Below are 12,995 nucleotides of genomic sequence, written 5' to 3'. Positions count from 1 at the left end.
CCCTTCTGGTCTCTGGGTCAGCGGTCCGCGCGTGCAGCCTTGAATTCGGCCACCGTCGCCTGGGTCACGATCTCGACCGGGAAGTAGACCGTCTTGGAGTCCGCGTCGGAGTAGCCGGCGTCCTCTCCATTGAGCAGTGCGAGCGCGGTCTCGACCGCGGCCTTGCCCTGGCCATAGGGATCCTGCGCCACGGTCGCAGACATCAGCCCCTGTTCGATGAGGCCGAGAGCGTCGTCGTTGCCATCGAAGCCGATGAGGGTGAATCCGTCGGCCACCGACTTGCCCGCCGTCTCGAGGGCACGCTGCGCACCGACCGCGGATGCGTCATTCGCGGCGTAGATGATGTCGAGGTCGGGATTCGCGGAGAGCATGTCCTGCGCGGCGGCGTATCCGCCGTCGACGGTGTCCTCACCGTCCAGGCTGGCGACGACCTCGAAGCGGTCGTCCTCGGCAAGCGCCTCCTTGAAGCCGTTCACGCGCTCCTCGCCCACGACCGAACCGGCGTGCAGTTCGATCACGCCGACCTTCTTGGTCTCGGTCGAGTCACCAGCCTGGTCGATCACGAACTGCGCTGCGAGCTCGCCGCCGTTGAAGTTGTTCGACAGGATGTAGGCGTCGTAGTCGCCGGCGGTGCCGATGTCGCCGATGACGACGGGGATGCGCGCATCGTGCGCCGCGTCGATCGTCGCCGGCAGGGCCGAGGGCTGCACCGGCGTGATGATCAGGGCCGAGATGCCCTGGTTGATGAGGTCGAGACTGCCCGAGACCTGCTCCTGCTGGGAGCTCTTCTGATCCGCGACGACGACCTCGGCGCCGTTCTCCTCGGCGCCTGCCTTGACGCCCTCGGAGTAGGCCTGCCAGTACGGGTTCTGCAGGTCGTAGACCGAGTATCCGATGATCAGCGGATCCTTCGCCTCGAACTGCACTTCGTCGCCGCTGGACGAGGTGTTGGTGGGCTCTTCGTCCGCACCCGAGGCGCAGCCGGCGATGGCGAGCAGCGGGATGACGGCGAGGGCGAGCAGTGACTTGCGACGCATGGTGTTGTCTCCTTCGACTTTTCTTGAGGTTGTGAGGGTGATGCAGGGGATATCAGCTGAACGACGTGACGAGACGGCCGGTGTTCGCCGTCTCGGACACGAAGGCGTTGTCGTGGATTCCGGCCCAGCCCGGCAGCGGAGCGGCACTGTCCGCGGCGGCCTCCGTCGGCTCGTGGCTGTAAGTCGAGACTTCCCGGACGACTAGAGGCACGTCCGAACCCGCGGGGCATCGGAAGGCGTGCAGGTGCTTGCGGTGCATGACGAACTTGGGGTCGCCTGCGCGCAGACGCACATAGCTGGTGAGCGCGGTGTAGGACTCCTCGCGGCCTACCGGCAGTGCGACTCCCTCGGGCCATTCCGCACCCACTGGCATCCCGGAGAACGCGAGGACATCGGGATCGTTCGGATCGGCGATGGGCTCTGGCCCGTAGAAGACCTCCATCTCGCCGAGAACGACTTCATAGCTCTCGGTCTTGCGGCGGTGGTAGTGCGGTGGGCAGAACTTGCCCGGATGCACGATCATGAGCTTGTCGCAGAGGCCGGAGAAGTCCGAGTACTCGGTGGCGCCGACAGGAAGCCCGTCGACAGCGGGCTCGTTCAGCGACTCGAAGATGATCATCGCCTCATAGGGCTCGCGGGACCAGAGGCCGTTCTCGAACGCCGCATACTGATCGGCACCGAAGACGATGCCAGCGGAGTCGTTGATCATGTCTTCGGTGATCGGATAGCGCAGAGCCTTGCCGAGAGCCGCGGCTTCGCGAACCCATTCGTCATACTCGCGTCGCGTGATCGACGTCCTCGTCATTGGTCCTCCGCTGTATCGACGGTGATCGTGTGAACCGGTTCAAAATTGAACCGGTTTAAATCATGCAATGCGCTCATCTTGTTGTCAAGTCGCTTGGAGCACGATCGAAGAATCGAGATCTCGGCGTGACCGAACGCGTGAGGCCTTGACGTGGACGATTCACCCTCGGGGCGGCGGCCCCGAGGACTGCCGAACGATGAGCTGCGGCGACAGCAGGGCATGTTCGCTGCGAGTGTGTCGGCTGCCGCTGCCGCGCAGCAGCATCTCGGCGGCGACGATTCCAACCTCGAATGACGGCTGATGCACCGTCGTGAGCGCCGGCCGCAAAGCCTCCACGAACTCGACGTCGTCGTAGCCCACGAGAGAGACGTCCCCCGGCACGTCCAGACCCCGTCGCTGCGCCGAGAGGAGCACTCCGAGTGCGAGCAGATCATTTGCGCAGAGCACCGCCGTGGGCCGACTGCTCTGCCACAGGTCGTCCGCAGCCCGCAGCCCCTCCGCGGAGGTCAGATCCGAGACCTCCACGTCGATCAGGACGTCGTCGGGATTCAGCCCGGCTTCGCCTATCCCGGCCAAGACACCGACGCGACGCTCAGCGCACCACGGGACTCTGCCAGGGCCGTTGATGAAGCAGATCGATCGGTGCCCCAGCTCCAGCAGATGGGCAATCGCCTGGTGGGCTCCGTCGACGTTGTCGAGGCTGATACCGGCGCCGACCCCCACGTCGCTTTCGAGCGCGACGACTCCGAGAAATCGATCCGCGAAGTCCTCCCACTGACGATCGTCATCGATCGGCGCGACCAGCAGCCCGTCGACACCCTGGCTCGCGAGCCCGCGAAGCAATCGCTCCTGGCGCTGAGGGCTCTGGTGCGTGGAGCCGACGATCAGGGCGAGGTCGCGATCCTCGAGAACAGACTCCACACCTCGCAGAACCGCCGCCCAATACGGATTGCCCACGTCGGGAACGACGACTCCGACAAGACCGCTTCTGCGACTGCGCAGTTGACCAGCCGCGCGAGAGCCGACGAAGCCGAGCTCTCGGATGGCGCGTTCGACACGCGTCCTCGTCCGCTCTCCGACCTTCTCCGGGTTGTTGAGCACATTCGAGACCGTCCCGAGCGATACCCCCGCCTTGCGCGCCACATCACGCACGCCGACCCCACGTGCAGCGCCGGCGCCGCCCTCTCCGACGATATCGGGCTGGTCAGGCACGTCGTTCATCGTCTGCTCTGCCTTCATCTCGCACGGTCTCGATCACCCAACTCTAGTGAACGATGAACCGGTTCACGCGCAGCGTTCTACGTTGCATTCCGGGTCAGCACCGAGTCCCGCCGCACGAGCAGTGGCGACAGCGGCTCGAGCCTCGCGCCCTGCGCTGTGCCCACGATCGCCGCAACGGCCAGCCGGGCGAGCTCGGCGAAGTCCTGGCGCACCGTGGTCAGCGCGGGCACGTAGTACGCGGCATCCGGTACGTCGTCGAAGCCGACGACGCTGACGTCCTCGGGCACCCGGATGCCGAGCTCGCGCAGCCCTCCCAGCAGCCCGAGTGCCATCTGGTCGTTCGCGGAGAACACTGCAGTGACGTCGGATGCCGCGATGACCGCGGCCGCGTCGTGGCCGGAACGCGCCGTCCAGTCCCCCGGCACCACAGGGCCCTCTGCGAGTCCGCGCGCGGCGAGCTCCTGCGCGAAGCCGGCCTGCCGCGCCTCGGCCTCGAGCCAGTCCGCTGGTCCCGCGAGATGCGCGATGCGGCTGTGCCCCGCATCGGCCAGACAGGCCGTGGCGAGCCGCGCACCCGCGACCTGGTCGACGGCGAGACCGCGCCCGTCTCGCCCCGCGGAATGCAGGGTGACCGTCGGGATGCCGATGTCCATCGCATCCAGAGTCCGCAGCGTGCGCGCGTGCGGGGCGACGACGACCAGCCCGTCCACGCCCTGGCCGAGCAGATGCTCGATGGCCTCGCGCACGGTGTCCTCGCCGGTGGAGTCGGCGAACACGGCCGAGACCCAGTACCCGGCGGCGCGCGCGGCGGACTCGATCGCCTCGATGCTGCGCGAGGGCCCGTAGTGCAGTGCGGCCTGGGCCAGCACGCCGATGGTGCGCGAGCGGCGGGTGCCGAAGGCCCGAGCCACATTGTTCATTCGGTAGCCGAGCTCGGCCACCGCCTCGAGCACCCGCTCGCGGGTCTCGGGGGCGACGTCGGGATGCTCGTTCAGCACGCGCGAGACGGTCTGGCGCGAGACGCCGGCATGGGCGGCGACGTCGCGCACTCCGACGGCGCGTGTACTGAGACCGGTCACGGGCACGAGTCTAGGCCCGCGGATCAGGGAGTCTGCGACCATGATGAGATCAGGACTTGCATCTCAAGCCGCTTGAGGTCTCAGGGTGGAGGACATGACCGAGACATACGAAGGACTGCACCTCATCGGCGACGTCGCGCGCCGCACCGGACTCAGCGTGAGCGCCATCCGCTACTACTCCGACGAGGGACTCGTCGAGCCCACCGACGAGACCGACGGCGGGCACCGGCTCTACGACGCGGAGGCGATCGCGCGGTTGGAGTTCATCCGCACCCTCCGCGACCTGGAGACGGGCCTGGACCAGGTGCGACGCGTGCTGACCGGCACGGTCGAACTGCGCGACCTCCTCGCCGAGCACCTCGAGTTCGTCGAGACCCGCACCCGTGATCTGCAGGCCAAGCGCGCCGTGCTGCGCGCGCTGGTCCGCAGCGCGAGCACGCAGGAGCGGGCGCGACTGCTGCGGCGGCTCGTGACCATGTCGGATGCGCAGCGCCAGAGCCTGGTCGACGACTTCCTCGCCGAGGTCTCGCGGGGGATGCCGGCCGACGTGGCCGATCGGCTCCGCGAGGCGCGGCCGCAGCTGACGGACGACCCCGCTCCCGCGCAGCTGGACGCCTGGATCGATCTCGCCGAGCTGCTGCAGGACGATGACTACCGTGCGGTGACGCGAGAGTACCTGCGGGAGACCTACGCGTCCGAGATCGGACGACGGATGGCCGAGCCCGGCATCCAGGACTCCATCCGCAGCGCCGGCGAGGATCTGATGCCGAGGCTCGCCGCCGCGCACTCCTCAGGGCTCTCGCCCGAAGACCCGTATGCGACCGACCTGGCCGGGCGGTTCGTGCAGCAGACGGCCACCGCGGGCGGGGCGATCGTCGACGACGAGCTGCGCAACCGACTGGCATCGCGGTACCGCGAGATCGACGAGCTGCTCACCCGCACGCTCCAGCACGACGACTATCGGGCCTCCGAGGGCCGCTACCTCGACCTGGTCGCGATCATCAACGGCACTCCGGGGCCGGAGGAGTCCGTCCGCGGCGACGTCGACCTCGCCGGCTTCGGCGAGTGGCTGTCCCGGGCGATCCTCGCCGCGCGCTGACCCCGCCGGCCCGTCGAGAAACCTCATTCCGCATGAGACCCACGTTCAGACGTGGTTTCTCGTGTCGGATGTGGTTTCTCGACGAAGGGTGAAGCGCGCCGCCTAGGCGGCCCGCCCGGCGCTATTCCTTTTTGCGGGTCACCGCGCGCTGCAGCAGCACGAAGACCAGCAGGATGCCGCCCGTGATGATCGTCGTCATCTCGGGCGGGATGCCGCCGTCGCGCGTGATCAGCACGTTCATGAGTCCGAGCACGAGTGCACCCACCACCGAGCCCAGCACGTACCCGTACGCACCGGTCAGCACCGTGCCGCCGATGACGGCCGCGGCGATCGCGTCGAGCTCCCAGCCGATGCCGGTGATGTTCTGGGCGGTGCCGAGCCGCGAGGTGTACAGCACCGCGGCCAGACCGGCCAGCGCACCGCTGATCACGTAGACGAGCACCTTGGTGCGCTGCACGGGAAGGCCCATCAGCAGCGCCGAGTTCTCGGATCCGCCGATCGCGTACACCGTGCGACCGGTGCGGGTGCGGTGCAGCACGAAGAACGCGGCGAGCACCACGAGCACGGCGATGATCACGGCCGGCGTGATGGTCAGGTCGTTGACCTTCGGCCCGTCGACGATCTTGATCTTGTCGCTGATCCAGCGGATCGGCGAGTCCTCGCCCAGCCGTTCGGGCTTGGTGCTCAGCAGCGACGCGAGGCCGCGCCCGAGGAACATCATCGCGAGCGTCGCGATGAACGGCTGCACGTTGAAATAGCGGATCAGGATGCCGGAGACCAGGCCGAACAGGGCCCCGAAGCCGATCATCGCCACGATGACGAGAAGCGGATGCCAGCCGGCGTTCGCCAGCATGACACCGGCGACCGAGGAGAACGCGATGATCGAGCCGACCGACAGGTCGATGCCGCCGGTGATGATCACGAACGTCAGGGCCACGGCCAGCACGATCAGGTGCGTGTTGTTGATCAGCAGGTTCGACATCGTGCTGGCCTGCACGATGCGCCCGTAGGCGGTCTCGCCGTAGACGATCATGCCGACGAAGATGACCACCGAGGCGATGGTCGGCAGCACCGACGGGTTCGCCGTGATCGCACGGCGGATGCGGTCGACGAGCCCTGGGGTCTCGGCGACGGCGGGTGTCGCGGTCGTGAGGCTCATGCCGCCACCTCCTCTTTCGCGCTCTCGGTTCTGGGGGCGATGATCGTCTTCCCGCGCCCCTGGAACCAGGCGCGCACCCGCTCGGACTGCAGCAGGCAGATGACGATGATGACGATGGCCTTGAACGCCGGGGTGGCCGAGGACGAGACGCCCAGGTACAGCACGGTCTTGTCGAGGGTGGCGATCAGCAGCGCGCCGACGAAGGCGCCCGAGAGCGAGAACTTGCCGCCCATCAGCGAGGCCCCGCCGATCACGACCGCGAGGATCGCGTCGAGCTCGAGCTGGTATCCGGTGCGGGAGATGTCGACGGTCATCACGCTGCCGACCGACATGATGCCGGCGACACCGGCCAGGACTCCGCTGAGGATGTACGCGGTCAGCAGCAGCCCCTTGGGCTTGATGCCCGCCATCCGACTGGCCTTGGGGTTGATGCCGATCGCCTCGATCATCAGCCCCAGTGCGCTGCGGCGCACGACCCAGCCGACGGCGAGGACGATCAGCAGCGCGAGGATGAACACCACGGGGATGCCGATGACGTAGCCGTTCGCGATCCATCGGTAGGGATCATTGGATGCCGCCGTGTTCTGCCCGCCGGTGATGACCTTGGCGATGCCGCGCCCGGCGAGCATGAGCACGAGGGTCGCGATGAACGGCTGCAGGCCGACGTAGGCGACGAGGATGCCGTTGACGGCGCCGAGGATGCCGGTGACCAGCAGCGACAGACCGACCGCGGCGAGCGCGACGCCGACCGATGAGGAGTCGCCGACGTTCTTGAGGAACTCCATCGAGACGGCACCCGCGACGGCCATGAGCGAGCCGACGGAGAGGTCGATGCCTGCGGTGGCGATCACCAGCGACATCCCGATCGCGATCATCATGATCGGAGCCGCCTGGCGCAGGATGTCGATCAGATTCCCGACGAGGTTGCCGTTGTTCGGGTTGATCGTGATGGCGAGATAGGTCGGGTCCTTCAGCACGTTCAGCGCGAGCAGCGCGATGATCGCGACGATGCCCCAGAAGAACGGCTTGCGGACCAGCTCGCGCCAGAAGGACGGGGTGGTAGCGGCGTTCATCGCGCCTCCTGCTCTGCGGTCGTGACGGCGTCTGCGCCCGTCGGGGCACCAGAGCCCGTCTCGGCGATGGTATCGGGCAGCGCGCCCACCGTGCCCTCGAGGTCGTCGGCGGCGGCATCCGTGCCGTGCGCGGCGATGACGTCGACGATCTCCTGCGCGGTGACGCCGGGGCCGTTCTGGATCTCGCCGATCTTCTGGTGGTCCTTGAGCACGACGATCCGCTCGGACAGGCGCACGACCTCCTCCAGCTCGGAGGAGACGAACACGACGGCGACGCCGTCCTCGGCGAGCTGCGCGACGGTCTCCTGGATCTCGGCTTTGGCGCCCACGTCGATGCCGCGGGTGGGCTCGTCGAGGATGAGGAGTTCGGGCTCGGTGGCCAGCCAGCGGCCGAGCAGAACCTTCTGCTGGTTGCCGCCGGAGAGGTTCTTGATCATCCGGTTCGGGTCGGCGGGGCGCACGTTGAGCTCGGTGATGTACTTCTCGACGATGGCATCCTGCTCCTTGCGCGGGATGGGCCTGGCCCAGCCGCGCTCGGCCTGAACGGCCAGGATGATGTTCTCGCGCACGGTGAGATCGCCGACGATGCCCTCGTCGCGGCGGTTCTCGGTGGAGTACGCGATGCGCTTGGCGAGTCCGTCGGCGGGCGACTTGATCTCGGTGCGGTCGCCCTTCAGCGAGATCGTGCCGGTGTCGGGTCGGTCCGCGCCGTACAGCAGGCGGGCGAGCTCGGTGCGTCCCGAGCCGAGCAGGCCGGCGAAGCCGACCACCTCTCCCGCGCGGATGTCGAGGTCGGTCGCCTCGACGGATCCGCGGCGGGCGATGCCGGATGCCGACAGCAGCGGGCGCCTCAGCGGTGTCGCGGGGCGTGGTCCGGCGGTTGCCGCCGAGCGACTTCAACGCGTCGAGGTCCTTGCCGATCATCTTGGAGATGAGGGCGTGCCGGTCGAGGTCGCGGGTGAGGTACTCGCCCTCGTACCGTCCGTTGCGCAGCACCGTGAGGCGGTCGCTGATCGCGTAGATCTGGTCGAGGAAGTGCGAGACGAAGAGGATGGCGACGCCCTGATCGCGCAGCGAGCGCATCACGGCGAACAGGCCCTCGACCTCTGCGGCGTCCAGGCTGGAGGTCGGCTCGTCGAGGATGAGCACCTTCGCCTTGACGGCCATCGCGCGGCTGATCGCGACGAGCTGCTGCAGGGCGATGGAGAGGGTGGAGAGGGGCTTGTGGGTGTCGAGGCGCTCGAGGCCGAGCCGGGCGAGCGCGTCGGTGGCGGCGCGGTGGGTGGCCCGCCAGTCGACGCCGAAGAAGCCTCGGATCTCGTGTCCGAGCATCACGTTCTCACCGATGGAGAGATTCGGGGCGAGGTTGACCTCCTGGTAGACCGTCGAGATGCCGGCCTCCTGCGCATCGCCCGTGCCCGTGAAGCTGCGTTCCCGGCCGACGACCGCGATCGATCCGGAGTCGATCCGGTATACCCCGGTGAGCGCCTTGATGAGCGTCGACTTGCCCGCGCCGTTCTCGCCCATCAGCGCGTGGACCTCGCCCGGGAACAGTCGGAAGTCGACGTCGTCGAGCGCTTTCACGCCGGGGAACTCGATGGAGATCCCCCGCATCTGCACGATGGGCTGTTCTTCGGTCATCGCCGTCTCTCTCGCCTGGCCTGTCGGAATATGTCGCGGGTGGACGCCGGGCGGCGCGATGAGCGCCGCCCGGCAGTCGATCAGTACTTGCGTTCCGGCAGAGCTGTCTTGGCTGCGTCGGCCGAGTCGAAGGCCAGGCTCGGGACGATGATGTACGAGTCGACCTTGTCGCCGTCGAGCGCCTTCTTCACGACGTCGAGGGCGGTCTCGCCGAACAGCGGGTTGTACTCGTGCACGTAGCTGAGCTTGCCGTCGGCGAGCGCCTGGATGGCGTTCTTGGTGCCGTCGATCGTGGCGATCTTGATGTCGGTGCCGACCTTCAGGCCGGCTTCCTCAGCAGCCTGCGCGGCTCCGAGACCCATCTCGTCGTTCTGCGCGAAGACGAACTGGATGTCGTTGTCGTTCGCCTTGAGCATGGTCTCCAGGACGCTCTTGCCCTCTTCCGTCGACCAGTTCGCGGTCTGCGCGTCGGCCTTGGTCAGCTTCGAGTCGCCGAGGCCCTCCTCGAAGCCCTTGTTGCGCTCGTTGACCACGCCGACACCGGCCGGACCTTCGAGCACGACGTAGTTTCCGCCCTCCGGGAAGGTGGTCGCCGCCCACGCGCCGACCTCCTTCGCGACCTCGACGTTGTCGGGCGCGATGCGGGTGACGTACAGGCTGGTGTCGTTCGGCTCGATGCCGCGGTCCAGCAGGATCACCGGGATCTCGGCTTCCTGGGCGAGCTTGAGCGAGTCCTCCCAGCCGGTGGCCTCGGTGGCCGACAGCAGGATCACGTCGACCTCCTGGTCGACGAATGCGGTGAAGCTGTCGATCTGGGACTTCTGGTCGAGATTCGCCGCGGGTGCGTAGCTCAGCTTGTAGCCGGCGTCCTCGGTGAACGTGTCCTTGATGTTCTGCTCGTTGGCCTGACGCCAGCCGCCCTCCGGGCCGACCGCGACGAAGCCGACATTGATCAGGTCGCCGGCCTTGCCGGCATCCCCGCCCTTGTCGCCGGTGTCGGCGCTCGAGCACGCGGCCAGGCCGAGTGCGAGTGCGCCGACGGCTGCGAAGCCGAGAACCGAGCGGATGTGCTTCTTTGCAGACATTGTTCTCCTCCTTGAGAGACCGGGGCGCTGCCCGGGGTGGATCTCACGCGGTCCATGCGTTTCGATCGCAGGTGTCACAGGGTGTGTCCTGCCGCTGATGTTACCGGGAACAATTTCCGAAACACAAGGCAAAGCCTCAACGACCACCGTTTCCGTTACCCAACCGTTGTTACCGGGCACAAACGTGGAACAGGCGTGCTCACCCGGCATCCGAGTGCAGCTCGGCGGCGATCATCTCCACGACGGTGTCGACCGTGACGCCGGGGCCGTTGCTGAGCTCGCCGATCTTCTCGCGGTCCTTCAGCACGACGATGCGGTCGCTCAGGCGCACGACCTCTTCCAGCTCGGACGAGATGAACACCACCGCCACCCCGTCGCCGGCGAGCTGGCTGATGCGGCGCTGGATGTCGAGCTTGGCGGCGATGTCGATGCCCTTGGTGGGCTCGTCCAGGATCAGCACGTGCGGGCGCACCGCGAGTGCTCGGGCCAGCAGCACCTTCTGCTGCGTGCCCCCGGAGAGCTGCTCCACCGGACGGGTGAGATCACTCGGATCCAGGTGGAGCGCATCCACATAGGTGTCGATGAGGGCCGCCTGCTCGGCCTGCGAGATCGGACGGGTCCAACCGCGCAGCGCCTGCAGCGACAGCACGATGTTCTCGCGGGCGGTGAGCTCGGGGATGATGCCGTCCAGGCGGCGGTTCTCGCTGGTCATCGTGATGCGACGGCGCAGCGCCGCCGAGGGCGAGCGCAGCGACACCCGATCGCCGTCGATCCACAGCGCACCGCCGTCGGAGCGGGTGTCGCCGCCCATCAGCGAGGCCAGCTCGGTGCGCCCCGAACCGCGCAGCCCCGCGAAGCCGACGATCTCGCCACGGTGCACCTCGATGTCGGTGGGCGCGAGCTCGCCGCGGCGGCTGAGGCGCTCGGCGCGGAAGGCCGGCTCTCCGTCCGCGGAGTAGTGGTGCGCCTTGCGCTCGGAGCCGAGGGCGCGCAGGCTCTCGATGTCCTTGCCGAGCATCTGCGAGATCAGATCGGCGCGCTCCAGGTCGCGGGTGGCGGTCTCGGCGACCTTGCGGCCGCCGCGCAGCACGGTCATCCGGTCGCTGATCGTGAACGCCTGCTCCAGGAAGTGCGAGATGAACAGGATCGCGACGCCGCGGTCGCGCAGGCCGCGGATCACCCGCATGAGGGTGGCGACCTCGGCCTGATCCAGGCTCGAGGTCGGTTCGTCGAGGACCAGCACCCGCGGGTCGTCGACCACCGAGCGCGCCAGCGCGACCAGCTGCTTCTGCGCGGGCGAGAGCATCGACAGGTGCGTGCGCGGATCCAGGTCGTCCAGCCCGAGGCGGCGCAGCGCCTCGGCGGCATCCGCCCGAGTGCGACGCCAGTCGATCCCGAACCGGCCGCGACGCTCCCGGCCGAGCATGACATTCTCGCCGACGCTGAGGTTGGGGCTCAGCTGCGCCTCCTGGAACACGGTCGCGATGCCGGCCGCGCGACTCTCAGCCACACCGGAGAAGCTGCGCTCCTCGCCGCCGACGATCACCGTGCCGGCAGAGGGGCGGCAGGTGCCGGTGAGTACGCCGATCAACGTCGACTTCCCCGCGCCGTTCTCGCCCATCAACGCGTGCACCTCCCCGGGGAACAGCCGGAAGTCCACGCCGTCGAGGGCGCGGACGCCGGGGAACTCGACGACGATGCCCTCGAGTTCGACCAGTGGCGACGCCTGCGGGGTGTCCATCAGCGCCGCTCCCGGGGAGCGGCTGTCGACTCGCGCACGACGATCTCTGTGGGGATCCGGGTGAGCTGCGGGATCTCGCGACGCTCGATCGCCGCACGCAGCATCTCCACCACCGCACCCCCGAGCGCGCGGAAATCCTGCCGCACCGTCGTCAGCGGCGGCAGGAAGTGCCGGGCCAGCGGCACGTCATCGAAGCCGGCGACGCTGATGTCGCCCGGCACGTCGAAGCCCCGTTCGTGCAGCCCGTGGATCAGACCGATCGCCGTGTCGTCGTTGGCCGCGAAGATCGCGGTGTAGTCCGGCAGGCGGTTCAAGCCCTTGGCGAAGTCGTAGGCGAAGTCGGCGGACCAGTCGCCCACCACGATCGGGCGCTCGCGGATGCCCCAGGAACGCGCCCTGGTGTGGAAGGCGCGCTCGCGGGCGCGGGCGTCCAGCCAGTCCAACGGACCCGACACGTGCAGGATGTCCCGATGCCCGAGGGCGACGAGATGGTCGACGAGCAGGGTCGTGCCCTGATGCTGATCGATCGACACGGTCAGGAAGGTCGGGTCGGCGTCGGCCTTGACGACCAGCAGCGGCACGCTCATGGAGACCCTGCGCAGCGCGGCGATCGACGACGAACGCGGTGCGACCACGCAGATCGCGTCCACTCCCTGTGTGATCAGGCTGTCGACCGCGTCGTGCGGCGTGAGCGCATCGCCGTCGTGCAGGGCGATCGGGGTGACCGAGTAGCCGGCCGCACGTGCCGCGAGCTCCACCGCACGCAGGATGCTGGTGGGCCCGAAGGCCACCGCGCTCTCCACGATCACGCCGATGCGCTGACTGCGCTGAGTGGCCAGCGCCCTGGCGACCAGGTTGGGCTTGTAGTCGAGCTCCTCGATGGCCTCCAGCACGCGCCGGCGGGTCTCGGGCTTGATGTTCGGGTGATCGTTCAGCACCCGCGACACCGTCATATGCGAGACGCCCGCGATCGAGGCGACCTGACGGATGTTGGGCTTGTCGGATCCGACGTTCGCCACATGCACCTCCGTCGGTCTCGCGTCGCGTCATGTTAC

Annotated in this window: 10 protein-coding genes and 1 pseudogene; 1 reads left to right on the top strand and 10 read right to left on the bottom strand. The window is 68.1% G+C overall.

What is annotated here, in order from left to right; all coding sequences use genetic code 11:
• Window positions 1–17 precede the first annotated feature (17 nt).
• From QF046_RS13905 to QF046_RS13890, 4 genes are all read right to left on the bottom strand, one after another.
• A complete protein-coding gene (locus QF046_RS13905; RefSeq protein ID WP_307370848.1) occupies window positions 18–1,037 on the bottom strand; it encodes a substrate-binding domain-containing protein in 1,020 nt (339 codons plus the stop codon).
• Between the two features lie 52 nt (window positions 1,038–1,089).
• Entirely contained in the window at window positions 1,090–1,842 is a 753-nt protein-coding gene (locus QF046_RS13900; RefSeq protein WP_307370847.1) for a hypothetical protein, read from the bottom strand.
• 159 nt (window positions 1,843–2,001) lie between these two features.
• Window positions 2,002–3,063, bottom strand: coding sequence for a LacI family DNA-binding transcriptional regulator (locus QF046_RS13895; RefSeq protein ID WP_307370845.1), 1,062 nt, complete (start codon window positions 3,061–3,063; stop codon window positions 2,002–2,004).
• A gap of 77 nt (window positions 3,064–3,140) precedes the next feature.
• Window positions 3,141–4,142: a LacI family DNA-binding transcriptional regulator gene (locus tag QF046_RS13890; protein WP_307370842.1), complete on the bottom strand. Its 1,002-nt coding sequence runs from the start codon at window positions 4,140–4,142 to the stop codon at window positions 3,141–3,143.
• A 94-nt stretch (window positions 4,143–4,236) separates the two neighbouring features.
• Between QF046_RS13890 and QF046_RS13885 the strand changes: the two genes are divergently transcribed.
• Window positions 4,237–5,241, top strand: a complete 1,005-nt coding sequence (locus QF046_RS13885; protein WP_307370839.1) for a MerR family transcriptional regulator — start codon at window positions 4,237–4,239, stop codon at window positions 5,239–5,241.
• Window positions 5,242–5,362: 121 nt separating this feature from the next.
• Here the strand turns inward: QF046_RS13885 and QF046_RS13880 are convergent, their stop codons facing one another.
• The 6 genes and pseudogenes from QF046_RS13880 to QF046_RS13850 form a co-directional block, all read right to left on the bottom strand.
• The gene (locus QF046_RS13880; RefSeq protein WP_307370837.1) at window positions 5,363–6,400 is read right to left on the bottom strand and encodes an ABC transporter permease; all 1,038 of its coding nucleotides are present in this window, start codon (window positions 6,398–6,400) and stop codon (window positions 5,363–5,365) included.
• Complete coding sequence (locus QF046_RS13875) at window positions 6,397–7,473, bottom strand: ABC transporter permease (protein WP_307372855.1); 1,077 nt, start codon at window positions 7,471–7,473, stop codon at window positions 6,397–6,399. Before QF046_RS13875 ends, QF046_RS13880 begins: the two co-directional genes overlap by 4 nt.
• Window positions 7,470–9,114 (bottom strand): annotated as a pseudogene (locus tag QF046_RS18315) (sugar ABC transporter ATP-binding protein). The gene QF046_RS13875 and the pseudogene QF046_RS18315 overlap by 4 nt, the downstream one beginning before the upstream one ends.
• A gap of 80 nt (window positions 9,115–9,194) precedes the next feature.
• Entirely contained in the window at window positions 9,195–10,199 is a 1,005-nt protein-coding gene (locus tag QF046_RS13860) for a substrate-binding domain-containing protein (protein WP_307370835.1), read from the bottom strand.
• Between the two features lie 199 nt (window positions 10,200–10,398).
• Window positions 10,399–11,940: a sugar ABC transporter ATP-binding protein gene (locus tag QF046_RS13855; RefSeq protein ID WP_307370833.1), complete on the bottom strand. Its 1,542-nt coding sequence runs from the start codon at window positions 11,938–11,940 to the stop codon at window positions 10,399–10,401.
• Window positions 11,940–12,959 (bottom strand): LacI family DNA-binding transcriptional regulator, encoded by a 1,020-nt coding sequence (locus QF046_RS13850; protein ID WP_307370830.1) that lies wholly within the window; start codon window positions 12,957–12,959, stop codon window positions 11,940–11,942. Before QF046_RS13850 ends, QF046_RS13855 begins: the two co-directional genes overlap by 1 nt.
• Window positions 12,960–12,995: the final 36 nt, after the last annotated feature.

The sequence above is a fragment of the Microbacterium sp. W4I4 genome (genome assembly GCF_030816235.1).
Classification (GTDB): Bacteria; Actinomycetota; Actinomycetes; order Actinomycetales; family Microbacteriaceae; genus Microbacterium.
Note: the sequence above shows the minus strand (reverse complement) of the source record. Positions and strands in the feature narration are given on the sequence as shown.

What these genes read in the sequence shown, in the direction of transcription:
- QF046_RS13900 (WP_307370847.1), bottom strand. Translation starts at nt 1,842, where the DNA reads ATGACGAGGACGTCGATCACGCGACGCGAGTATGACGAATGGGTTCGC.
- QF046_RS13880 (WP_307370837.1), bottom strand. Translation starts at nt 6,400, where the DNA reads ATGAGCCTCACGACCGCGACACCCGCCGTCGCCGAGACCCCAGGGCTC.
- QF046_RS13875 (WP_307372855.1), bottom strand. Translation starts at nt 7,473, where the DNA reads ATGAACGCCGCTACCACCCCGTCCTTCTGGCGCGAGCTGGTCCGCAAG.
- QF046_RS13855 (WP_307370833.1), bottom strand. Translation starts at nt 11,940, where the DNA reads ATGGACACCCCGCAGGCGTCGCCACTGGTCGAACTCGAGGGCATCGTC.
- QF046_RS13885 (WP_307370839.1), top strand. Translation starts at nt 4,237, where the DNA reads ATGACCGAGACATACGAAGGACTGCACCTCATCGGCGACGTCGCGCGC.
- QF046_RS13905 (WP_307370848.1), bottom strand. Translation starts at nt 1,037, where the DNA reads ATGCGTCGCAAGTCACTGCTCGCCCTCGCCGTCATCCCGCTGCTCGCC.
- QF046_RS13860 (WP_307370835.1), bottom strand. Translation starts at nt 10,199, where the DNA reads ATGTCTGCAAAGAAGCACATCCGCTCGGTTCTCGGCTTCGCAGCCGTC.
- QF046_RS13895 (WP_307370845.1), bottom strand. Translation starts at nt 3,063, where the DNA reads ATGAACGACGTGCCTGACCAGCCCGATATCGTCGGAGAGGGCGGCGCC.